The sequence below is a fragment of the Pseudomonas sp. JBR1 genome (assembly GCF_028198185.1).
Classification (GTDB): Bacteria; Pseudomonadota; Gammaproteobacteria; order Pseudomonadales; family Pseudomonadaceae; genus Chryseomonas; species Chryseomonas oryzihabitans_E.
This window is the reverse complement of sequence record NZ_CP116340.1, coordinates 2,192,465-2,214,794: the sequence shown is the minus strand read 5'-3', so window position 1 is coordinate 2,214,794 and position 22,330 is coordinate 2,192,465. Positions and strand designations below refer to the sequence as shown.

Here is a 22,330-nt window from a genome sequence, read left to right as displayed (position 1 = left end):
TCCTCATCTGGATAGGGAAGACATGCAGGTTACGACCGATGGCCGCGGCTCAAGGTTCGAGACGCGGCGGCCCTGACCACTCCAGCAGGGGGATGGGTTTGCCGAGCGCATAGCCCTGGGCGTAGTCGACGCCGATGGTACCCAGCAGCTCGAAGGTGGCCCGGGATTCGACGAACTCGGCGATGGTCTCGGCCCCCAGGTGATGGGCGACCTGATTGATGGACTCGACGATGGCGCGATCCAGGGGATCCTGATCGAGATTGCGGATGAAGCTGCCGTCGATCTTCACGTAGTCGACGCGGAAGTGCTTCAGGTAGGTGAAGGAGCTGAGCCCGGCGCCAAAGTCGTCCAGGGCGATGCGGCAGCCGCGTTCGCGCACCTGGCTGATGAGTGCGGAGGCCACCGACAGCTTGTTGATGACCGCTGTCTCGGTCAGCTCGAACAGCAGGCGCTGTGGATCCAGCGGCGAGGCGGCGATCAGCTCCAGCAGTTCGGGCAGGAAGCCCGGGTCGCTCAGGCTGTTGCCCGAGAGATTGATGCCCACGTGCAGCTGGGGACGCGCCTGCAGCCAGGGCACCAGTTCGATCAATACCTGGCGCACCACCCAGCGGTCGATGTTGCTCATCAGGCCGAAGCGTTCGGCGGCCGGGATGAAGGTGGCCGGGGAAATCAGCTGGCCCTGGACGTCGCGTAGGCGCAGCAGCAGTTCGACATGCTGCTCGTTGCGGCCACTGTCGCGCGTGGCGACGATAGGCTGCGCGTGCAGTTCGAAGCGATGCTGTTCCAGGGCCTCGCGCAGACCGCTGGCCATGAGGATCTCGCGGTGCTGGCGTTCCACATCTTCGCTGCCGGCCCGATAGAGCGCGGCGCGATTGCGCCCGGCGTGCTTGGCGGTGTAGCAGGCCACATCGGCCTGACTCATCAGCTCGGCGGGGCTGCGGGTCTCGGCGGTGATGGCGACGATGCCGGCGCTGGCGCCGACGTCGTAGACCCGGTTCTGCCAGTTGAAGCGCACGGCGCCGATGCTGGCGATGAGCTTTTCAGCAACGGCCTCGGCCTGCACCAGATCGCAGTCACGCAGCAAGAGGGCGAATTCGTCGCCGCCGATGCGCGCCACGGCATCGGAGCCGCGCAGGGAGTCGCGCAGCAGGGTGCCCAGCTCGCGCAGCAGCAGGTCACCGGCGGCATGGCCAGCGGAGTCGTTGACCACCTTGAAGCGATCCAGGTCGATGAAGCACAGCGCGTGCTGGGTGGTGCCGGCCTGGGCCTGTTGCCAGGCGGCGTCCAGTTCCTGCTCGAACTTCAGGCGGTTGAAGAGGCCGGTGAGGGTGTCGTGGGAGGCGTTGTAGCTCAGTTCGCGCTGCAGGTTGCGCGCATGGGTGACGTTCTGGAATACCAGCACCGCGCCAATGATGCGGCCATCCACCGTGCGCACCGGCGCTGCGGAATCCTGTACCTCGTGTCGCTCACCGTGCCGGCTGAGCAGCACGGCGCCTTCGTCCAGCGAGGTGATGGTCTGGTCGCGCAGGCAGCGGGCCACCGGGCTGGGCAGGATCGCATCGCTCTGGCTGTCGTGGATGAGAAACACCTCCTCGTGGGGCCGCCCCTGGGCGTCCGCCAGCGACCAGCCGGTCAGCTGCTCGGCGACCGGATTGAGAAAGAGGACGCGACCGTCCACGTCGGTGGTCAGGACGGCGTCGGCGATGGAGGCGAGGGTGACCTGCAGTCGTTCCTTTTCTTCGTAGAGCGCCGTGGTCAACCGGTGGTGCTCGGTGACGTCGCGGTTGCTGCCGACCATGCGGCAGTGGCCCTCGCTGCTTTCGATGGCGATCACTTCGGAGAGGATCCGGCGCTCGACACCGTCCGGACGGACGATGCGGAATTCGTGTTCGTAGGAGGAAAGGTTACGGATCGACTCGCGGAAGAGGGTCATGGAGGCCTCGCGATCCTCAGGATGCAAGGCCCCGATCCAGGTCGTCAGTTCGTGATAGCCATCGATCAGCGGCAATCCGTAGAGCTGATGGACCTTGGTGTCGGCGATGAACTGACGACTGCGGCTGTCCCACTCCCAGATGCCGACGTTGCTGGCGCGAATCGCCAGTTGCAAGCGTTCGCGCAGGTGCGCATTGATCTCATCGGCGCGCCGCTCGGCATCGATATCACGAACCTGCAGCAGATAACCCGTCAGCAGATCCTGGTCGTCGTGGTCGGGCGAACAGGCCATCATCACCCATAGGGCGTGGCCGTCATGGTGGCGGAGTTGCAACGTCTGCTCGTGCTCGCCAAGGTCGGGTTCGGCATGGGGCTCGGCCAGCAGGTCGCCCAGTGGCTGGCCTTCGAGGGCATGGCGTGAGTAACCCAGCATGCTTTCCAGAGCCGGATTGACGTCCGATAACAGGCCCTGGGTGGACACCAGCGCCATCCCATAGGGCGCCGTCTGCATGGCGTGCCGATAGCGTGCCTGATTGCGCAGCAGTCGTTGATGCTGATGGCGACTCTGTTGCACCGCGGACGCCAGCAGCAGCGGGGGGATCTGCATCAGCGCCACCGGGATATAGGTGAGCGCCTGGGTAACCAGGGATGCGCCCGTCAGATCGATGACATGGTCGTAGGCAATGAGATTGCCCAGCAGGAAGATGTTGAGCCCACCGATGAGCGCCGTACCCTCTACCGTGAGGCGCATGGTCAGCATCAACAGCAGCATTGCCAGATAGACGAAGGGATAGGGCAGGTAACTCAGGATACAGATGGCCAGCAACGGACTCAGCACGAGGAGCGCGACAAACTCCCCGAGGCCGTGCCGGGTGAAGACCGTCAAGGTCAGCGGCCACTGTAGAAAGGCCAGTGGTAGTACTACTAGCAGGCCCAGCGCGTCACCGATGTACCAGTGGACGGCCACGGTCAGCCACTCGTTCTCCCCTGTCAGATGCATGACCAGGGTGCCCAGGGCCGCGCCCAGGAGGGGCGGCAGGAGAACGCCATGGATAAGCAGGCGGCCCATGGCGGCGATGTTGCGATCGAACGCCAGACGTTGCCGCTGTAACAGCATGGCGCCCAGCAGGATCTCGGCCAGGCTGCTCAGGCCGTACCCCAGGCCATGCAGTGTCGTTCCACCACTCAGCAGATCCGCCAGTACGGCGGCGGCTACCACCGCAATGGACAGTAGCGGCCACTCTCGCGGCTGACGGCGCAGCAGCCATGCCAGGGCCAGACCGTTGGGTAACCACAGGGTGGGCACCAAACTGGCATCTTGACGGGCAAGCGTTATGCACAGCAGAGAAGCGATCAGGAACACGCCGCAGAGTGCCAAGGCGCTACCCAGGGCGGGGTGAACCCGAAGCGAAGATACGTTCATCGACCGTCCGTAACGGACCGCTTTCGGCGTGGCGCTGCACGGCGGGAGCGGAAATTCCTCGAAGCGGCCAGTATCGATGCAGAGGCGCCATAAAAAAAGGGAACGCCGACGGGCATTCCCTTAAGTTTGACGAATGTCAGTATTAGGCCGCCTTGGCCTGCGCCTGGGTAACCGCGCGATTCAGGGCGCTGAGCAGGGCACGGAAGCTGGCCGTGGTGATGTTCTCGTCGATACCGATGCCATGCAGGGGACGCTGGCCTTCCAGGCGGACCTCGATGTAGGAGGCGGCCTTGGCGTTGGCGCCGGCGCCAATGGAGTGCTCGTGGTAGTCCATGATCTCCACTGCCTGGGGCAGGCTGGCGACCAGGGCTTCCAGCGGGCCCTTGGCGGTGCCGTGCCAGTGTTCGGTACGACCGTCGACGGCGACCTTGATGTCGACGGTGGAGGTGCCGTCTTCCTCGCGCAGCTTGTGGCTGACCAGCGCATAGGGGCTCTTGGCCTGCAGGTATTCCTGTTCGAGCAGGCCATGGATCTGGGCCGCGGTCATCTCAAGGCCCAGGCGATCAGTCTCGCGCTGCACCACCTGGCTGAATTCGATCTGCATGCGGCGCGGCAGGCTGATGCCGTATTCCTGTTCCAGCAGGAAGGCGATGCCGCCCTTGCCCGACTGGCTGTTGACGCGGATGACCGCCTCGTAGTCGCGACCGATGTCGGCCGGGTCGATGGGCAGGTAGGGCACCTCCCAGAGCGCATCCGGCTTCTGCTGGGCGAAGCCCTTGCGGATGGCGTCCTGGTGGGAGCCGGAGAAGGCGGTGTGGACCAGATCGCCGACATAGGGATGGCGCGGGTGCACCGGCAGCTGGTTGCACTCCTCGACGGTCTTGCGCACGGCGTCGATGTCGGAGAAGTCCAGCTCGGGGTTGACGCCCTGGGTGTAGAGGTTGAGCGCAAGGGTCACCAGGCAGACGTTGCCGGTGCGTTCGCCGTTGCCGAACAGGCAGCCTTCGACGCGATCGGCACCGGCCATCACCGCCAGTTCCGAGGCGGCGACACCGGTGCCACGGTCGTTGTGGGTGTGGACGCTGATCAACACGCTGTCGCGGCGGTCGATGTGGCGGCCGAACCACTCGATCTGGTCGGCGTAGTTGTTGGGCGTGGCGCACTCGATGGTGGCCGGCAGGTTGAGAATCAGCTTGTTGGCCGGGGTCGGTGCGAACACCGCGATCACCGCGTTGCACACCTCGACGGCGAAGTCGGTCTCGGTGGAGCTGAACACCTCGGGGGAATACTCGAAGCCCCACTGGGTTTCCGGACGCTCGGCGGCCAGGCGCACGATGGTCTGGCCAGCGGCCACGGCGATGGCCTTGACGCCCGCCTGGTCCTGGTTGAAGACGATGCGGCGGAAGCTCGGTGCACAGGCGTTGTAGTAGTGGACGATGGCGCGCTTGGCCCCCTTGAGCGACTCGAAGGTGCGCTCGATGAGGTCGTCACGGGCCTGGGTCAGCACCTGGATGGTGACGTCGTCAGGGATGTGGCCACCCTCGATCAGCTCGCGGACGAAATCGAAGTCGGTCTGGGAGGCGGAGGGGAAACCCACCTCGATCTCCTTCAGGCCCACGGCGATCAGGCACTTGAAGAAGGCCATCTTCTTCTCGGCGTCCATCGGCTCGATCAGCGACTGGTTGCCGTCGCGCAGGTCGGTGGACAGCCAGATCGGCGCCTTGTCGATGACCTTGTCCGGCCAGGTACGGTCGGGCAGGGCGATGGGCGTGAAGGGACGGTACTTCTGCGAGGGATCTTGGAGCATGGTCATGGCGATTCTTTCCTTGGGCGTGGTCGGGACTTACGAAGCGAGCGCGGTCGAGCTTCGCAGTCGTGGACTGACCAGTCGCAGGCAGCGGTGCTGCCGGAGGAGGATGAGGGTATGGGCGTTGTGCATGGGGCTAACGTTAGTCCGCTCGGGGTAGTGCTCGCAATGTTCTTTTTAAAATTGGCAGGAATGTTTGCTTGGTTATTTCTATTGAAGATTTATTGCTGGAAAGACGCTGATATTGGTGGTTTCTGAATAATGCTCGTAGCGATTTTGTGTAACCCGGAATCGCAGAGGCGATTCCTGGCGCCGGTCCGTGGTCAATGCTGGACGACTCTTGGCAACGAACGGAAGGAGGGCGTCCATGAAGACTCTCGCGCTGGCAGGGCTGGTGACCACCCTGATCTCTGGCTTGGCGGCAGCTCAGGCTGCGGACAATCCTCTGGAGGCGGAACGCTGGAAGACGCGTCCGCTGATCCTGGTCGCGCCGACGGCGAACGATCCCCAGGTCGTGAAGCTACGCGAGGAGCTGGCGCAACCGGCCAATCGCGAAGCCTTCGCTGAGCGGGAGATGGTGCTCTACACGGTGGTGGGCGAGGCGGGCAGTCGCAATGAACAGCCATTGCGTCCGGAGCAGACCCGGGCGCTGCTCAAGGCGCTGGATGCCCGCGTGGGGCAACCGGCGACGCTTTATCTGGTAGGCAAGGACGGTGGGATCAAGGTGCGCGAAGAGCAGGGGTGGTCGCTCAAGGCATTGTTCGGCACGGTCGACCGGATGCCGATGCGGCGGTAGGGCGTGGCCCTCACCCCGGCCCTCTCCCAGGGGGAGAGGGGGTACTCCGAGACCAGCCGGACGCAGTGTAGGGTGGACAACGGCGCAGCCTTGTCCACGCGGCTAAGGTACCGGGCCCTCAGTGGAAAACGCTGGCGCGGTTTTCCACGCTACGGGGCTGGAGTTTACCCTTACCCCAGCCTTTCCCCGAGGGAGAGGAAGCGCAGGACCGTAGGTTGGGTTGAGCGTTTAGCGAAGCCCAACAAGCCCAGCCTCAGGCGTAGACGTAGGGCCCACCCTGCTCCAGCGCGCGCTGATAGGCCGGGCGGGCGTGGATGCGCTTGAGAAAGTCCACCAGTTTGGGGCGCTTGCCGTTGTCCAGGCCGGCGCGGCTGGCGGCGGCTTCCAGGGGGAAGCTGAGCTGGATGTCGGCCGCGGTGAAGCTGTCGCCGACGAACCAGCCGCTGGCGCCCAGTTGGCTTTCCAGGTAGTCCAGGTGCAGGTCCAGCTGGGGCTGGATGAAACTCGCGGTGGCCTTGGCAGCGATGCCCTTGGCGATGGGCCTGGCGAAGAAGGGCATGGGCGAGGTGGCGATACGGTCGAACACCAGCTTGAGCAGCAGCGGTGTCATGGCCGAGCCCTCGGCGTAGTGCAGCCAGTAGGTGTAGCGCACGAACTCGGGACTGTCCTGGGCCGGCAGCAGTTGCGGCCCGTAGCGCCGTGCCAGGTAGTCGACGATGGCGCCGGATTCGGCCAGGGTCAGGTCGCCGTCGACGATTATCGGCGACTTGCCCAGGGGATGCACCTTGCGCAATTCCGGCGGCGCGAACAGCCCGCCGGCGGCGCGTTCGTAGCGCTGTACCTGATAATCGATGCCAATCTCTTCGAGCAGCCAGAGCACCCGCTGGGAGCGGGAGTTGTTCAGGTGGTGGACGATGATCATGGTCTTTCCTTAGGCCGGGGACGGACGATCAGGGCGCCGGAGTACCCGGTTCGCCAAGGGAGGTCATGGCCTCGCGCGGTACCAGGCGCCCGCGGAAGTCGCGTCCGCTCGGGTGCTGGAACACATGCAGGCCGAATTCCGGGAGGATGGAGAGCAGGTGATCGAAGATGTCCCCCTGGATGCCCTCATATTGCGCCCACACCGTGGTGTTGGTGAAGCAGTAGATCTCCACCGGCAGACCCTCGCCGGAGAGCGGCATCTGGCGTACCAGCAGGGTCATACCCTGGTGGACCCCGGGATGGGCACGCAGGTAGCGCTCCACATAGGCGCGAAAGGTACCCAGGTTGGTCACCCGGCGGGTGTTGACCGGTTCCTGGCCGCGTTTTTCCAGCTTGCGGTTCCACTCCGCCAGTTCCTCTTCCTTGGCGGTGAGGTAGTCATCCAGCAGGTTGAAGCGGTGCAGGTGCTCGCGCTCGGCATCGCTAAGGAAGTGCACGCTGTTCTGGTCGATGTTGAGCGCCCGCTTGATGCGCCGGCCACCGGCCTCCTGCATGCCGCGGTAGTTGCGGAAGGAGTCGGTGATGAATCTCTTGGTGGGGATGGTGGTGATGGTCTTGTCGAAGTTCTGCACCTTGACCGTGTGCAGGGCGATGTCGATGACGTCGCCATCGGCGTTGAGCTGGGGCATTTCGATCCAGTCGCCGACGCGGATGATGTCGTTGCTGGAGATCTGCACGCTGGCCACCAGGGAGAGCAGGGTGTCCTGGAAGATCAACAGCAGCACCGCTGCCATGGCACCAAGGCCGGAGAGCAGGATCAGCGGCGAGCGGTCGATCAGGGTGGCGATCATCAGGATGACCGCGATGGCGTAGATGACGATCTTGCTGACCTGGACGTAGCCCTTGATCGGCTTGAGCCGCGCCGAAGGGCGCCGCGAATAGAGCACGTTGACCATGTTCAGGGCGCTGCCCAGGGCCAGGGCGATGGTCAGCACGATGAAGGCGCTGCAGACGTTCTGCACCACGGTGACCAGAGCGTCGGGGCGACCCGGCACCAGCTCGACGCCGATCGAGAGCACCAGGGCCGGGACGATGTTGGCCAGCCGGCCGATGACCCTGTGGTGATTGAGTTCGTGATCCTGGCCGAAGGAGGTGCTGCGCAGCAGGCGATAGAAGCCGCGCACCAGGATGCGCTTGACGATCCAGTTGAGGACCCAGGCGGCCAGCAGGAGGCCGAGGCAGGCTACCAGGGTAAGTAGTTGGGGGTGTTTTTCGAGGTCGTCGATCAGTCGGGTCAGGGCCGTGGGCATAGGGGGTCTCTTGACGGGATACTACGGACGCCACGTTAGCAAAGCTGGGCCCTGCTTGCCGTATTCGTCATCTGCGGTCGGTCATAGGTTCAGCCCTTTCAGGAAGATATCCATGCGTCCCTTAGCTGCTGTTCTTACCGTCGCCGCGACACTGCTGCTCGCCGGTTGCGCCGGGCGTCCCTTCGGTCCGCCGACTCTGGATGATCGCCTGGCCGACCTGGGCTATCGGCAGGGCGCTGCCCTGGACACCATCCTGGGGTTCGATCTCTCCGGCTGGCATTACCTGGATGCCGGGCATCTGGCGCTGGGGACCGGGCTTGGCCGTGCTTATCTGGTGGACTTTGCCGTACCCTGCCGCAACCTGGCCGCCGGCAATCGGCTGGGCTATCGCTCGCGGGCCGCTGGCCTGCGTCCGGGCGACTTCCTGGTGTCCACCGATGCCCGGGGCAGTCGGATGGAGTGCCCCATCGGCGGCCTGTATCGCCTCGATCCCTTACGCTGAAACGCGATGATCCTGACCCTCGGGCATTCCAATCACCCACTGGCGCGCTATATCGAACTGCTGCAGGCGCAGGAGGCGACGGCCGTGGCCGATGTGCGCTCGCAGCCCTATAGCCGACACGTGCCCCAGTATCGCCGAGAGGCCTTGCGCGAAGGGCTGGCGGCCGCCGGGATCGCCTATGTGTTCCTGGGCCAGGAGCTGGGCGCACGCAGCCCGGATCCGGCGCACTACGAGGATGGGCAGGTGCGCTATGACCGCCTGGCCGCCAGTGCGCTGTTTCAGCGGGGACTGCTGCGCCTGGAGCAAGGCCAGGCGCGCTGGCGGATCGCCCTGCTGTGCGCGGAGCGCGATCCCCTGACCTGTCACCGTGGATTGCTGGTAGCGCCCTGTCTGATGCAGCGGGGCCTGGCTGTCACTCATATCCATCCGGACGGTCGGCTGGAAAGCCAGGCCGAGCTGGAGGACCGGCTATTGGCCACGAGCGGCCTGGCGGACGGTGATCTGTTCAGTTCGCGAGAGGAACGGCTCCAGCGGGCCTATGCCCGCCACGGCTGGGGCTAGGAACCTAAGGCTCCACTGGCTCGCGCTTTTTCCACCAGCCGGCGAAGAGGCCGACCGGATAGATCGTCACCATGACGGCGAAGACCAGCCAGGTGCGCCAGGACCAGGCCGACAGCACGAAGCCCTGGGAGAAGCCCACGAGCAGGTAGCAGGCCGCGGTGACCAGCAGGATGCTGCCGAGGGCGCTGCCGAAGCGAGGTCTTGGGGTCATGGCGGCGGTTCCAGGTCGAGGCGGAAAAGGGCGTCCCTTTTAAGCCAGCGCCGGACGCCTGGCAATGCCTCCGACTGCAACCAATTGTTTGCTGCCGGTCAGGGCTTGAAGGCGCCAATGAAGATGCTCGGGTCGACCCGCACGTCATTGAGACTGACGTTCCAGTGCAGGTGCGGACCCGTGGCGCGGCCGGTGCTGCCGACGCGACCGACCACGCCGCCACGCGGGACCTCCTGGCCGACCTGCACATCGATGCGCGAGAGGTGGCAGAACATGCTGATCAGGCCCTGCCCGTGATCGACGAACACCGTCTTGCCGTTGAAGAAGTAGTCACCCACCAGTACCACCTTGCCGGCGGCCGGGGCCTTGACCGGGGTGCCGGCAGGCACGGCGAAGTCCAGGCCCGAGTGCGGGTTACGCTCCTGGCCGTTGAAGAAGCGGCGCAGGCCGAAGGGACTGGAGAGCGGACCGTCCACGGGCTTGTCCAGCAGCAGGTTGCTGGGCTGGTTGGACGAGAACAATCGGTAGGCGGCCTGCTGTTCGGCCAGTTCGCGCTCGAAACGCTTCAGGTCTTCGGGATTGGGCGTGACTTGGCGCTGGTTCTTCAGGGTGATGCGCTGCTCGGCGTAGTGCCGGCTACCGACCGTGAACGCCAGGGGCGTGGCGCCGATGACTTCCAATGGCTGGCGGCCTGCTGCGGTGCCCAGGGGGATACCGACGATGGCTACCCAGCCGTTGCCGTCCTTGACCACCAGCACCGGCTTGCCCTGGTAGCGCACCCGCGGCGCGGCGTCACCCGGGATAGGGACCACGGCGACGCCGCCCGGCACGGGTTTGTCCAGCAGGCGTTGCAGGTAGGTACCGGCATGGGCGGGCAGGGCGAGGAACAGGCAGCAGAGCAGCGGCAGCAGGCGGGACATGGGAATTTCCAGCGACGAAAACACCCATGCTGGGGCAGGCAAGGGCCGCGGGCAAGGCGCCCGCGGCATTCTTCATCAGTTGGGGACGATCTTGTAGAGCACGGTTTCCAGCGCCGGCTTCTGTTTTGGATCGAAGAAATTCATCTCGGGGATGCGCGAATCCGTGACATAGACGGTGCCATCCGGGCCGCGGCCAAAGGTGTCCGGCCAGATCAGCTGCTTGTCCTGTACCAGGGTAGTGAGCTGACCGTTCTCGCGGACCTTCACCGCATGCTCTTCCACCGCGCTGACATAGAGACGCCCTTGCGGATCCATCAGCAGGCCATCGGCCGGGCCGTTCTCGCCGACCTTTTCCACCTTGGCTGGCAGGCTGGCGAGCTCATCGCCCTGCAGGCTGGCGGTGGCGATGCGATAGAGGGTGTTGCCCTTGACTGCCTGCCAGTAGAGATAGTCACCGGCCGGGGAGAGGGCGATGCCATCGGCGGAGAATTCCACGCCACGGCCATCCGGACGCACCAGCGGCTTGCCGTCGGCCTTGACCTTGACGCCCTTCTCGGCCTGGGTGCTGGGATCGCCATCCAGGGCGCGGCGCGCCTTGCCGCTGTCCAGGTCCAGCACCACCAGGGCCCCGCGTGCGCCGGAATCGGTGATGTAGGCATGGCGGCCATCCGGGCTGAGACGGACGTCGTTGAGGTAGCTGCCCTGGGGCGCCACGCTCTCGTCCAGCGCGTAGACCTTGCTCACCTGGTTGCTGGCCAAGTCGATCTTCACCAGCTTGGGTGCCCCTGGCACCACCAGAGCCTGGGCTGGGGCGCCCGGGTCGATGACCCAGAGATTGCCACGGCCGTCGGCCACCACGGATTGCACGCACACCCAGTGATTGCCTGGGGTCAGATCATCGCGCTTGGCATTGCGCCAGCCGTTCCAGGCCGGATCCGGATAGGGCACCAAACTACCGTCGGGTTTGAGTTCAGCTACCGAGACTTCGCTGTCCTCGGTCCAGCGCGGGAAGTTGACGAAGATCCGACCGTTCTCGCTGACGGTAACGCCAGTGACCTGATGGTCGAAGCTGGCGACCTTTTCCAGCTTGGCGCTGGACTCGGCGGCAAAGGCGGCAGGTGCCAGGGGCAGGGCGGTCAATAGCGTGGCCAAGGCGAGGCGGCTGAGGGTGGGTCTGGACATGGTGGGATCCTGGTGGGCGACCGGAGGGACCGGTCCTGCAGGTACGACTGCGCCGCCCGCCTGGAAGATCGCCAGGGCCGACAGCCGGCTGGCCGTTGGCCCGCGCGGGAACGTCCGTGGAAATCCCGGGGTCCTCCCTGAAACCCCAGAGGAGAAGACCATGTTCCGTCCCATCGCCAGCAGCCTGGCCCTGCTTACCCTGAGTGCGGTACTCGCCGGTTGCGACAAATCACCGGAGACCCCGCCGCCCCAGCGCAGCGAAGTGGTACAGAAAAGCGCGCCCGGCAGCGATCCGGCCACTCAGTCGCCCGAGCGCACCGTGGAGCATGGCAATCCGGGGACCAAGGCGCCCTGAGGCGCCAGCGTCAGTCCAGCAACGACAGGGTGACCGGTGCCTGGTGATTGTCCAGCACCCGTACCTCCAGTTCGCCTTCGGCCAGGCGGGCATGGAGCCTCTGACCGGGCTGTACCTGGCCGGCCGCACGCACGGCCTGGCCGCGTTCGTCGAGGAGGATGCTGTAGCCGCGGCCCAGGGTGGCCAGCGGGCTGACGATCTGTAGGGTCTGGACCACGCCAGCCAGGCGTTGCTGACGTTCCTTCAGCTGTCGTTGCATGACCCGGGGTAGTTGTTCGGCGAGCTGCTCCAGGCGCTGGCGCAGCAAGGCCAGTTGGCGCCCGGGATGCTGGCCGGCCAGGCGGGTATCCAGGTGGGCCAGGCGATCGCGTCGACGATTCTGGGCGATGACATAGGCGCGCCGCAGACGCAGATCCAGATCATCCAGGCGTTGGGCCTGCTGACGCAGGCGCTCGCCAGGATGACGCAGGCGCCGGCTGCAGGCGTCCAGGCGCAGTCGCTCGCGGGCCAGGCGCTCGCGCATGCGCAGGAGCAACTGGCGGTGCAGACCGTCCAGGCGCTGGCGCAGGTCGGCGCTATGGGGGGCGAGCAATTCCGCCGCGGCCGAAGGGGTGGGTGCGCGGACATCGGCGACGAAGTCGGCGATGGAGACATCGGTCTCGTGGCCCACGGCGCTCACCACCGGGGTCTGGCAGGCCGCCAGAGCGCGGGCCACGGGTTCTTCGTTGAAGCACCAGAGGTCTTCCAGCGAACCGCCGCCGCGGGCCAGGATCAGGGCGTCGAAGCCCTGGCGGTCGGCCAGTTGCAAGGCGCGGACGATCTGGGCAGTGGCCTCGCGGCCCTGCACCGCGGTAGGAATCAGCGTCAGCTCGACCTGGGGCGCGCGCCGTTTGAAGACGCTGACGATGTCGCGGATTACCGCGCCAGTAGGCGAGGAAACGATGCCGATGCGCTGGGGATGGGCGGGCAGCGGGCGCTTGCGTTCGGCGGCGAATAGGCCTTCGGCGGCCAGGCGCTCCTTGAGGGCCTCGAAGGCCAGGCGCAGGGCGCCGTCGCCGGCCGGCTCGACGCTGTCGAGGATCAGCTGGTAGTCGCCGCGGCCTTCGAACAGCGAGACCTTGCCGCGTACCTTGACCGCCAGGCCGTCGCGCAGGGCTTGCCGTACCCGGCCGGCGTGCTGGCGGAACAGCGCGCAGCGTACCTGTGCCTGGCCATCCTTCAACGTGAAATACAGGTGGCCCGAGGCCGGCTTGGCCAGGTTGGAGATCTCGCCTTCGACCCAGACCTGGGCGAAGACATCTTCCAGCAGCACCCGGGCGCGGCTGTTGAGCTGGCTGACGCTGAGCACCTCGCGGTCGAGACCGAGGCGGGCGAAGGGATCCTTGAACATGGGGCGCTATCTGTGGCTTTCGTCGGCCTCACCTTAGCAGCTCTGGGCGCGGGGCGAGCAGCCCATTAAGCTGCGCGCCCCTTCCTTCGAGACCCGCGTTCCATGACCCTGCGCCAGACCATCCTCGCTCCCCGCATTTCCAGCCATCCGCGGGTGGAGCGTACCGCCGTGGAGATCCTTGGCTGGCTCGCCGCCAGCGGTGTGGTCAGGGCCGAGGCCTCGCCCTGTCTGCCCAGTCGCGGCCGGCGTGGCCATGCGCCGGGTCCGCGACTGACCGAGGTGCTGCGCCTGACGCCAGGCATGGACGATCCGCGCGACTTCGCCGACGGCGGCCTGGAAATCGTCACCGAACGCTGCATCTTCACTCCGCTGGACGGCTTCGAAGGTCGGGCGCGCTGCCCCGCCTGCCGCCGCGAGATCGGCGAGGCGCTGTTCGAACACCTGGAAGTCTGGATGCCGGCGGAAAGCGATAACTTCGCCTGCCCGGAATGCGACCACGAAGACGACATCAACGGCTTCGACTTCCCCCAGCCGTGCGCCTTTTCCGACCTGGGCTTCATCTTCAACCACTGGCCGGCCCGGGCCTTCGCCCCGGCCTTCCTGGAGGAATTCCGGAGGCGGCTAGGACAGCCGTTGGCGGTGGTGGAGGTGTAAGGGCGGGTGGGTCTATCGCGGCCATGGGCCGCTCCTACAGGAACATCAGTTCTGTAGGAGCGGTCGCTACGGCGCACTGGCATGGCCGCGATGGAGCCATAGATCCGTAGCGTGGAAAACCGCCCAGCGTTTTCCACTGGGCCTAGGTGCCTGACGGTGGACAAGGCTGCGCCGTTGTCCACGCTACAAGCTGGAAGGGCGCGGTGTTGGGCTTCGTGTTGCCCAACCCAACCTACGGGAGATTGTAGGTTGGGTTGAGACGGCTCTTTCGTCGAAGCCCAACAGGGGCGCACATAGGGCAGCCGGGGTGTTGGGCTTCGCTGTGCTCAGCCCAACCTACGTCTCTCAAGCTTTGAGCTTACGCAACCACTCCAGCCCGGCCGAGGTGTCGCCGCGGGGGCGATACTCGCAGCCGATCCAGCCGTCGTAGCCGAGGGCGTCGAAGCGCTCGAACAGGTAGGGATAGTGCAACTCGCCCAGGTCCGGTTCGTGGCGATCGGGCACGCCGGCGATCTGCACATGGCCGATGCCGGCGAAGTCGCGTTCGAAGGTCTTGCTGACGTCGCCCTCGACGATCTGGCAGTGGTAGCAGTCGAACTGCACCTTGAGATTGCTGGCGCCTATGGCCTGGCGGATGGCCTGGGCGTCATCCTGGCGATTGAGGAAGTAGCCGGGCATGTCGCGCCCGTTGATGGGCTCGATGAGGATCGTCACTCCAGCCTTGGCCGCCTGTTCGGCGGCATAGGTCAGGTTGCCCAGGTAGGTGTCGCGGGCGCGGGCCCGGTCGACCTCGGCGGGCAGCAGCCCGGCCATCACGTGTACCAGGCGATTGCCCAGCACGGCGGCGTATTCCAGGGCGCGGTCGATGCCGACGCGGCATTCGGCTTCGCGACCGGGCAGGGCAGCCAGGCCGCGTTCGCCGGCCGCCCAGTCACCGGGCGGGGCGTTGAACAGCACCTGGGTCAGGCCGGCGGCGTCCAGACGCGTCTTGATCTCGGCGGCGCTGTGGTCGTAGGGGAAGAGGTATTCCACGGCCTCGAAGCCGTCCGCGGCGGCGGCGGCGAAGCGGTCGAGAAAGGCATGCTCGGGGTAGAGCATGCTGAGGTTGGCGGCAAAACGAGGCATGAGGGTCTCCCAGGTCAGACGAAGGGCCAGAGCAGCAGGGTGATGGTGAAGCCCAGGCACCCCAGCAGGGTGGTCAGGACGGTCCAGGTACGCAAGCCGTCGGCGACGCTCAGGCCGACCAGCTTGGTGAAGATCCAGTAGCCGGCGTCGTTGATGTGCGACACGGCCAGACCACCGGCGCCCATGGCCAGGCAGAGCAGGGCCATGTGGTTGGCCGAGAGATCCAGGGTGGCGATCAGCGGGCCGAGGATGCCGGCGGTGGTGACCAGGGCCACGGTGGTGGAACCCTGCACCGCGCGCAGCAGCAGGGTCAGCACGAAGCCCAGCGCCAGCACCGGCAGGCCGGTGGCGCGCAGCAGCTCCGAGACCACCGCGCCGATACCGGTGTCCACCAAGACCTTGCCGAAGACGCCGCCGGCACCGGCGATGAGGATGACCATGGCCACGCCGGGCAGCGCCGAGCCGATGACGTCCGAGACCTGCTCGCGCGACCAGCCGCGGCGGAAACCCAGCACATAGGCGCACAGCAGGGTGTCGATCAGCAGCGCCACCAGGGGCGCGCCAATCACGGTGAAGATGTCGCGCAGCAGGTTGCCGGCCGGTAGCCAGCTGGTGGCCAGGGTGCCCAGCAGGATCAGCACGATGGGCAGCAGGATCAGGGTCACCACCAGGCCGAAGCCGGGGGCCGGGGCGGGCGGCAGGCCGGCGGCGAGGCCGGCCGGGGTCTCGTCGACCTTGACCGCGGCGGCGCCGAGGCTGGGCAGGCCGGGGGCCATGTCCTGGCCGCGGCCCCACTGCTGCAGATGGGTGTCGGTGATCTGCGGACCATAGACGTCGCTGCGGATGTCGTCGGTCATGGGGTAGTGACGACGGGTCATGCGCCCGGCCACCCACCAGCCGATCAGGGCCAGCACGGCGGTGATCGGCAGGCCGAACAGCAGCACCCGACCCAGGTCGGCGCCCAACTGGCCGGCGGCGGCCACGGCGCCCGGATGGGGCGGCAGCATGGCGTGCACGGTGAGCATGGTGGCGCACATTGGCAGGGCAAAGACGATCAGCGGTTTGCGCGCGGTGCGGGCGATGCCATAGGCCAGCGGCATCAGCACGATCACCCCGACCTCGAAGAACACCGGGATGCCGACCAGGAAGCCGGCCAGGGTCAGGGCCAGTGGCGTGCGCCGGTTGCCGAAGCGCTCGATCAGCGTCTTGGCCAGGGCCTCGGCGCCGCCGGAGAGTTCGATGATGCGGCCGATCATGGCGCCCAGGGCGATGATGATGGCGATGTGGCCAAGGATCTTGCCCATGCCGCCTTCGATGGTGGCCACCAGCTTGGACGGTTCCACGCCAGCGGCCAGGGCCACCAGGATGCTCACCAGCATCAGCGCCACGAAGGGCTGGAACTTGTACTTGAGGACCAGGAACAGCAGCAGGGCGATGCCCGCCGCGGCGATGAGGACCAGGAGCAACGGACTCATGAACGGGACTCCAGGCGGGTAGGGCTGACGACGTAAGACATGGCACTTTCCTCGCTATTGTTGTTTTTCCAGGGCAAGCCGATCCCGCGACGGCCGGCAAGGGCCATCGTGGGGGTATTGCGGTAGCGCGGGCTTCAGGTCACCAGACGGCGCCGAAGGTCTCCGCCAGTTCGGCCAGGGCGGCAGCATCGAGCGGCGCCGGTCGCGGCTCGGTCAGCAGCCACAGCCGCGCGGTTTCTTCCAGCTCCTCCAGGGCGAAGCTGGCCTTGCTCACGCTGCTCTCCCAGACCACCGGGCCGAGGCGTTCGAGCATCACGCCCCTTACCCGGTTGGCCAGTTGCGCCACCTGCTCGGCGACGCTGGCGGCGCCGGGACGGGCATAGGGGATCAGCGGGATATGGCCGACCTTCATCACCTGGTAGGGGGTGATCGGCGGTAGGATGTCGTCGGGGCGCCAGACGCCGGCCAGGGTCAGGGCCACCAGGTGGGTGGAGTGGGTGTGCACCACGCCGCCCACGCCTGGGTTGCGGTCATAGACCTGACGATGCAGGGCCAGGGTCTTGGACGGCTTGTCGCCGGAGACCCAGTCGCCATTCAGGCCGACCTTGGCGATGGCGGCCGGATCCAGGCGACCCAGGCAGGCGTCGGTGGGGGTGATCAGCCAGCCGTCTTCCAGGCGGGCGCTGATGTTGCCGGCGCTGCCCACGGTGTAGCCGCGGGCATAGAGGCTGGCGCCGACCGTGCAGATCTCTTCGCGTAGACGGGCTTCGACGCTCATGACTGCTCTCCTGCCAGCTGACGCAGCGCCTTGGCGAAGAAGTCGCGGCTGCCGAAATTGCCGGACTTGAGCGCCAGGGCCAGGGGTTCGCCCGCGACCTGGCCGAGGGTGGCCGGCACGCCCGGATCGATCTGGGCACCGATGCGCAGGCTTTGCACGCCCAGGGCCTGGACCACGGCGCCGGAGGTTTCGCCGCCAGCCACCACCAGGCGGCGCACGCCCTGATCGAACAGGCCGCGGGCGATCAGGCCGAGGGCACGTTCCACCAGTTCACCGGCGCGCGCCACGCCCAGCTCGCGCTGGATGGCCTTGACCTCGTCGGCGGGACTGGTGGCATAGATGAGCACGGCCTGGCCCTGCTCGCGCGCCCAGGCGAGGGCGGCGTCGATGGAGTCGTCACCCCGGGCCAGGGCCAGCGGGTCCAGGCGTAGCGCGGGACGACCGGCTTCCAGCCAGGCGGCGACCTGGCCATTGGTGGCCTGGGAGGCGCTGCCGGCCAGTACCGCGTCGCCACCGGCGGGCAGGTCGAGGGCGGCGGCATCATGGGCCTGGAGCAGGCCGGCGCGGCGGAAATTCTCCGGCAGGCCCTGGGCGATGCCCGAGCCGCCGGTGACCAGGGGCAGCTCGGCACAGGCCGCGCCCAGGGTATGCAGGTCGGCGTCGGACAGGGCATCGGCGATGGCCAGGCGATGACCCGAGCGACGCAACTCGTCGATAGCTGCGCGCACGGCCTCCGGGCCTTTGGCGACCTGGTCATAGCGCAGCAGCCCGACGGTGCCACGGCTCTGCGCCTGCAGCACCCGCACCAGGTTGGCGTCGCCCATGGGCGTCAGCGGGTGATGCTGCATGCCGGATTCGCTGAGCAGCTGGTCCTGCACGAACAGATGGCCGCGGAACAGGGTGCGCCCGGTTTCCGGGAAGGCCGGGCAGGCCAGGGTAAAGTCGCAGTCCAGCGCCTCCTGCAGCGCCTCGGCCACCGGGCCGATGTTGCCTTCGGCGGTGGAATCGAAGGTCGAGCAGTACTTGAAGAAGAACTGCCGGCAGCCGCGCTGGCGCAGCCAGGCGAGGGCGGCCAGGGATTCGCTCACCGCCTCGGCGGTCGGCGTGGTGCGGGATTTCAACGCCACCACCACGGCATCGGCCGCTTCGAGTTCGGCGTCGGCCGCGGGCACGCCGATCACCTGCACGGTGCGCATGCCGCCACGCACCAGCATGTTGGCGAGATCGGTGGCGCCGGTGAAGTCGTCGGCGATGCAGCCCAGCAGCGGGCGGGTCTCGGTCTGGCTCATGGGTTTCACTCCGCGGCCTTGGGCAGCTCGATGCCCGGGAAGATCTTGATCACCGCCGAGTCGTCTTCACGACCATGGCCGGCGGTGGACGCCTGCATGAACATCTGGTGGGCGGTGGCCGACAGCGGCAGCGGGAATTTCGAGGTGCGCGCGGTATCCAGCACCAGGCCCAGGTCCTTGACGAAGATGTCCACGGCGGACAGCGGGGTGTAGTCGGCCTTGAGGATGTGCGGCACGCGATTCTCGAACATCCAGGAGTTGCCGGCGCTGTGTGTGATGACCTCGTAGAGGGCTTCCGGGTCCACTCCTTCGCGCAGGCCCAGGGCCATGGCCTCGGCGGAGGCGGCGATGTGCACCCCGGCCAGGAGCTGGTTGATGATCTTGACCTTGGAACCCTGGCCGGGCGCATCGCCCAGGCGATAGACCTTGCCGGCCATGGCAGCCAGGACCGCCTCGCCCTTGGCGTAGGCCTCGGCGGTGCCGGAGGTCATCATGGTCATCTCGCCACTGGCGGCCTTGGCGGCGCCGCCGGAGAGCGGGGCGTCCAAGAGCAGGATGCCCCGCTCTGCCAGGCGCTCGCCCAACTCCACGGCGTAGGCCGGGGCCACGGTAGCGCAGGCGATCACCAGGCTGCCCGGCCGCAGGGCCGCCACCGCGCCGCCTTCACCGAACAGCACGGCTTCGGTCTGCTCGGCGTTGACCACCACGGTGATCAGGATGTCGCAGCTGTCGGCCAAGGCGGCAGGCGAGGTGCAGGCGACACCACCTTCACTGGCGAAGCTTTCCAGCACGCTGGCACGCACATCGCAGGCGTGCACGGCAAAACCCGCGCGCAGCAGCGAACGGGCGACGCCCAGACCCATGGCCCCAAGGCCGATGACACCGACGTTGTCTTGCATCTTGTTGTTCTCCAGAAAGGTGGTCAGGCGAAGCCGGCCTGCCGCAGGCGGCGGGCGGCGTTGTAGATGTGCTGGCGGGCGGCGTTGGCGGCGGCCAGGGGGTCACCGAGGCGGATGGCGGCAACGATGGCCTGGTGTTCTTCGTGCACCTGGCGGGAAAAGTCCTCGCGCCGCGCCTCGTTGGTACGGGTGATGCGCGTGGCCGTCTCCAGGTACTGGCTGACGAATTCCAGGGTCTTGATGAAGTAGGGGTTGCCGGCGGCCTGGGCGATGGTGCGGTGGAAGGCCACATCGGCGCGTACCCCGTCGTGGCCGTCGGCGACGTCTTCGTCGATGGCGGCCAGGGCCTCGTCGATGGCCACCAGGTCGGCTTCGCTGCGGTTGATGGCGGCCTCGGAGGCGATCTCTGCCTCGACGGCGCGGCGCAGGGCCAGCAGGTGGAAGACGCTACCGGGCAGGCTGGCTTCTTCGGCGTCGATACGCAGCGGGCGGATGCTGGCGTGGGTGGTGACGAAGATGCCGCGCCCCTGCTGGGGCTGCAGCACGCCTTCGTTCTTCAGCCGCGAGATGGCTTCGCGCACCACGGTACGGCTGACGCCGAAGGCTTCGGAGAGCAGGGCTTCGCTGGGGATCTTGCTACCGGGGGCGAAGACACCGGCTTCGATCTTGTCCAGCAGCTGTTGAGCGACGTTATCGCTCAGCACATTGGCGGGGACCTTGGCGAACATGGAGACCTGCTGTTGTGGTTGTAAGGTTGTCATACAGGTTGTGAAGCTACTTTCTCATAGCCTTTTGGCTTTGTGTAGTGGTTTTGGCTGAGGCACTACGGAATTTTTGTGATGGCGTCGTGAGGTACGAGGCCCAGGCTAGAGCTCTCGTGAAGTGTTATAATATAACATTTGTATCGAGGAGCGCTGCCGTATGACCCCTGAAGAACTCTTGGCCCAACCCGAGTCGGCCTACATGAACGAGGCCCAGCGTGATTTCTTTCGCCGGCTGCTGCTCGATCAGCGTGGCGATCTGCAGCGGCTGATCGACGAGCAGGTGGAAGACCTGCGTGGCATGGACGCCCACGGCGATCCGGCCGATGTCGGTAACGCCGAGCAGCAGCGGCAATGGCAACTGCGCCAGCTGGAGCGGGAGAAGAAGCTGCTGGACAAGATCGACGAGGCGCTGGAGCGCCTGGCCCGTGATGAGTATGGGTGGTGCGAGGAGACCGGCGAACCCATTGGCCTCGCACGGCTGCTGCTGAGACCCACCGCCACCCTTGGCGTCGAAGCCAAGGAACGCCAGGAGCAGCGCGAGCGGCATATGCAGTCGTCGTGAGGGTGCGGTGACTGGGCTTTCCCTCACCCCAGCCCTCTCCCGAGGAGAGAGGGGGCGGTATGGCGCAGGAAGGGTCGCCCGTAGGTTGGGCTGAGACGACTCCATCGTCGAAGCCCAACAGGCAGGCTCGAACGTGATGCCTTTGGGCTTCGCTAACGCTCACCCCAACCTACGCACTGGGCTTTCCCTCACTCCAGCCCTCTCCCGAGGGGAGAGGGGGCGGTATGGCGCAGGAAGGGTCGCCCGTAGGTTGGGCTGAGACGGCTCCATCGTCGAAGCCCAACAGAGCAAGGTCGAGCCTGGCACCGTTGGGCTTCGCTGACGCTCAGCCCAACCTACGCACGACATTGCGCCTCGAACCACTGGCCGTAGGTTGGGTTGAGACGGTTCCGTCGTCGAAGCCCGACAGGCAGGCTCGAACGTGGCACCGTTGGGCTTCGCTAACGCTCAACCCAACCTACGAAAGCCGTTGCGCCTCGAACAGCTCGCTTGGACGCACGATCTGGTCGCGGGCGGCGATCAGGGGCAGGTCGCGGCTGCCGGGAGCGGTGCGGGCGACCAGGGCGTAGAGGGCGCTGACCGCGTGGGAGGCTGCCACGGGCGTCGATTGGCCGTTCAGCAACTGGCCGAGCAGCACCGCCGAGAAGACGTCACCCATGCCGTTGGGCAGCGGCTGCAGGTCCAGGTAGGGCGTCTGCACCAGCCAGGCATCCTGGCTCTCCACCACCAGGGTACTGAGGACGTCGGCGGGCAGGTCCGGGGTGCGCAGGCTGGTGATGACGATGGTCGCCGGACCCGGTTGGCCCGGGCGCCCCAGCAGCAGGCGGGCGGCGCCCACGGCGTCGGCGGTATCCGCCAGCGGCTGGCCATGCAGCAGCTCGAATTCGTAGTGGTTGGGGGTGATCAGGCTGGCCTGTTCGATGGCGCGACGGCGCAGGAAGTCAGGGATGCCGGGGCGGACGAAGATGCCACGGCCGACGTCGCCCATCACCGGATCGCAGAGATAGTGCAGGTCGCTGCGCTGGCGGCGGATTTCCTGGACCACCCCGAGGATCACCTCGCCGATGGCGGCGTCGCCCAGGTAGCCGGAGAGCACCGCCACGCAGCGCTCCAGGACGCCACGGGCGCGCAGGCCGTCGAGTACGTCGTGGATATGTTCGGGCGGAAAGACCTGACCCTTGAATTCGCCGTAGCCGGTGTGATTGGAGAACTGCACCGTGTTGACCACCACCGGCTGCAGGCCGAGCAATTGCAGCGGCAGGGTGGCGGCGGCGTTGCCGACGTGGCCATAGGCGACATGGGACTGGATGGACAGCACCAGCGGCGGCTGGGCGGGCAAGGCGGCGGGCATGGCGGTCACCTGGGCAGCGGGCTCGCGATCCGAGCCGAAAACGAAGAGTCTCTGCAGCTTACCCCAGCCCTTCGAGCGAACCCTAACCCGGATGTGGCGGTCTGCATCGGCAGTGCGGATCGC

The 22,330-nt window shown here is 66.6% G+C and carries 21 protein-coding genes; 6 read left to right on the top strand and 15 right to left on the bottom strand.

Annotated elements, in window-relative coordinates; genetic code table 11:
* Nucleotides 1-49 precede the first annotated feature (49 nt).
* Nucleotides 50-3,355, bottom strand: a complete 3,306-nt coding sequence (locus PJ259_RS10250; RefSeq protein WP_271655680.1) for an EAL domain-containing protein — start codon at nt 3,353-3,355, stop codon at nt 50-52.
* 142 nt (nt 3,356-3,497) lie between these two features.
* On the bottom strand, nt 3,498-5,168 hold the full coding sequence (gene leuA, locus PJ259_RS10245; protein ID WP_271655679.1) for a 2-isopropylmalate synthase: 1,671 nt from the start codon (nt 5,166-5,168) through the stop codon (nt 3,498-3,500).
* A 361-nt stretch (nt 5,169-5,529) separates the two neighbouring features.
* Between leuA and PJ259_RS10240 the strand changes: the two genes are divergently transcribed.
* Nucleotides 5,530-5,958 (top strand): DUF4174 domain-containing protein, encoded by a 429-nt coding sequence (locus tag PJ259_RS10240; RefSeq protein WP_271655678.1) that lies wholly within the window; start codon nt 5,530-5,532, stop codon nt 5,956-5,958.
* A 253-nt stretch (nt 5,959-6,211) separates the two neighbouring features.
* Here the strand turns inward: PJ259_RS10240 and PJ259_RS10235 are convergent, their stop codons facing one another.
* Together PJ259_RS10235 and PJ259_RS10230 are read right to left on the bottom strand one after the other, a co-directional pair.
* Entirely contained in the window at nt 6,212-6,880 is a 669-nt protein-coding gene (locus PJ259_RS10235) for a glutathione S-transferase family protein (protein ID WP_271655677.1), read from the bottom strand.
* A gap of 28 nt (nt 6,881-6,908) precedes the next feature.
* On the bottom strand, nt 6,909-8,189 hold the full coding sequence (locus tag PJ259_RS10230; RefSeq protein WP_271655676.1) for a mechanosensitive ion channel family protein: 1,281 nt from the start codon (nt 8,187-8,189) through the stop codon (nt 6,909-6,911).
* A 112-nt stretch (nt 8,190-8,301) separates the two neighbouring features.
* Between PJ259_RS10230 and PJ259_RS10225 the strand changes: the two genes are divergently transcribed.
* Nucleotides 8,302-8,691, top strand: a complete 390-nt coding sequence (locus PJ259_RS10225; RefSeq protein ID WP_059315814.1) for a DUF6491 family protein — start codon at nt 8,302-8,304, stop codon at nt 8,689-8,691.
* 6 nt (nt 8,692-8,697) lie between these two features.
* Entirely contained in the window at nt 8,698-9,252 is a 555-nt protein-coding gene (locus tag PJ259_RS10220; protein ID WP_271655675.1) for a DUF488 domain-containing protein, read from the top strand.
* Between the two features lie 4 nt (nt 9,253-9,256).
* On the opposite strand, the gene PJ259_RS10215 is transcribed toward PJ259_RS10220, so the two are convergent.
* From PJ259_RS10215 to PJ259_RS10205, 3 genes are all read right to left on the bottom strand, one after another.
* Complete coding sequence (locus PJ259_RS10215; RefSeq protein WP_160923296.1) at nt 9,257-9,463, bottom strand: hypothetical protein; 207 nt, start codon at nt 9,461-9,463, stop codon at nt 9,257-9,259.
* 98 nt (nt 9,464-9,561) lie between these two features.
* The gene (locus tag PJ259_RS10210; protein WP_059315811.1) at nt 9,562-10,383 is read right to left on the bottom strand and encodes a peptidoglycan DD-metalloendopeptidase family protein; all 822 of its coding nucleotides are present in this window, start codon (nt 10,381-10,383) and stop codon (nt 9,562-9,564) included.
* Nucleotides 10,384-10,458: 75 nt separating this feature from the next.
* Nucleotides 10,459-11,565, bottom strand: a complete 1,107-nt coding sequence (locus tag PJ259_RS10205; RefSeq protein ID WP_271655674.1) for an L-dopachrome tautomerase-related protein — start codon at nt 11,563-11,565, stop codon at nt 10,459-10,461.
* Nucleotides 11,566-11,725: 160 nt separating this feature from the next.
* On the opposite strand from PJ259_RS10205, the gene PJ259_RS10200 reads away from it, so the two are divergent.
* Nucleotides 11,726-11,920, top strand: coding sequence for a hypothetical protein (locus PJ259_RS10200; protein WP_271655673.1), 195 nt, complete (start codon nt 11,726-11,728; stop codon nt 11,918-11,920).
* Between the two features lie 10 nt (nt 11,921-11,930).
* Here PJ259_RS10200 and xseA read toward each other — a convergent pair whose 3' ends face one another.
* Entirely contained in the window at nt 11,931-13,310 is a 1,380-nt protein-coding gene (xseA, locus tag PJ259_RS10195) for an exodeoxyribonuclease VII large subunit (RefSeq protein WP_064309393.1), read from the bottom strand.
* A 102-nt stretch (nt 13,311-13,412) separates the two neighbouring features.
* Here xseA and PJ259_RS10190 point away from each other — a divergent pair, with 102 nt between their 5' ends.
* The gene (locus PJ259_RS10190; protein ID WP_017640643.1) at nt 13,413-13,964 is read left to right on the top strand and encodes a hypothetical protein; all 552 of its coding nucleotides are present in this window, start codon (nt 13,413-13,415) and stop codon (nt 13,962-13,964) included.
* Nucleotides 13,965-14,309: 345 nt separating this feature from the next.
* On the opposite strand, the gene otnI is transcribed toward PJ259_RS10190, so the two are convergent.
* The 6 genes from otnI to PJ259_RS10160 form a co-directional block, all read right to left on the bottom strand.
* Nucleotides 14,310-15,089: a 2-oxo-tetronate isomerase gene (gene otnI / locus PJ259_RS10185; protein ID WP_271655672.1), complete on the bottom strand. Its 780-nt coding sequence runs from the start codon at nt 15,087-15,089 to the stop codon at nt 14,310-14,312.
* Between the two features lie 14 nt (nt 15,090-15,103).
* Nucleotides 15,104-16,564, bottom strand: coding sequence for a GntT/GntP/DsdX family permease (locus PJ259_RS10180; RefSeq protein ID WP_173149526.1), 1,461 nt, complete (start codon nt 16,562-16,564; stop codon nt 15,104-15,106).
* A gap of 139 nt (nt 16,565-16,703) precedes the next feature.
* Nucleotides 16,704-17,342 (bottom strand): 3-oxo-tetronate 4-phosphate decarboxylase, encoded by a 639-nt coding sequence (otnC, locus tag PJ259_RS10175; RefSeq protein ID WP_042138545.1) that lies wholly within the window; start codon nt 17,340-17,342, stop codon nt 16,704-16,706.
* Nucleotides 17,339-18,631, bottom strand: a complete 1,293-nt coding sequence (gene otnK / locus PJ259_RS10170; RefSeq protein ID WP_271655671.1) for a 3-oxo-tetronate kinase — start codon at nt 18,629-18,631, stop codon at nt 17,339-17,341. Before otnK ends, otnC begins: the two co-directional genes overlap by 4 nt.
* A 5-nt stretch (nt 18,632-18,636) precedes the next feature.
* Nucleotides 18,637-19,530, bottom strand: coding sequence for an L-threonate dehydrogenase (gene ltnD / locus PJ259_RS10165; protein ID WP_271655670.1), 894 nt, complete (start codon nt 19,528-19,530; stop codon nt 18,637-18,639).
* Between the two features lie 23 nt (nt 19,531-19,553).
* Nucleotides 19,554-20,258 carry a FadR/GntR family transcriptional regulator gene (locus PJ259_RS10160; RefSeq protein WP_271655669.1) on the bottom strand — a complete coding sequence of 235 codons (705 nt, stop codon included), beginning with the start codon at nt 20,256-20,258 and terminating at the stop codon, nt 19,554-19,556.
* A gap of 193 nt (nt 20,259-20,451) precedes the next feature.
* On the opposite strand from PJ259_RS10160, the gene dksA reads away from it, so the two are divergent.
* Complete coding sequence (dksA, locus tag PJ259_RS10155) at nt 20,452-20,856, top strand: RNA polymerase-binding protein DksA (protein ID WP_173149520.1); 405 nt, start codon at nt 20,452-20,454, stop codon at nt 20,854-20,856.
* Between the two features lie 457 nt (nt 20,857-21,313).
* Here the strand turns inward: dksA and pdxY are convergent, their stop codons facing one another.
* On the bottom strand, nt 21,314-22,207 hold the full coding sequence (gene pdxY, locus PJ259_RS10150) for a pyridoxal kinase PdxY (protein WP_271655668.1): 894 nt from the start codon (nt 22,205-22,207) through the stop codon (nt 21,314-21,316).
* Nucleotides 22,208-22,330 lie beyond the last annotated feature (123 nt).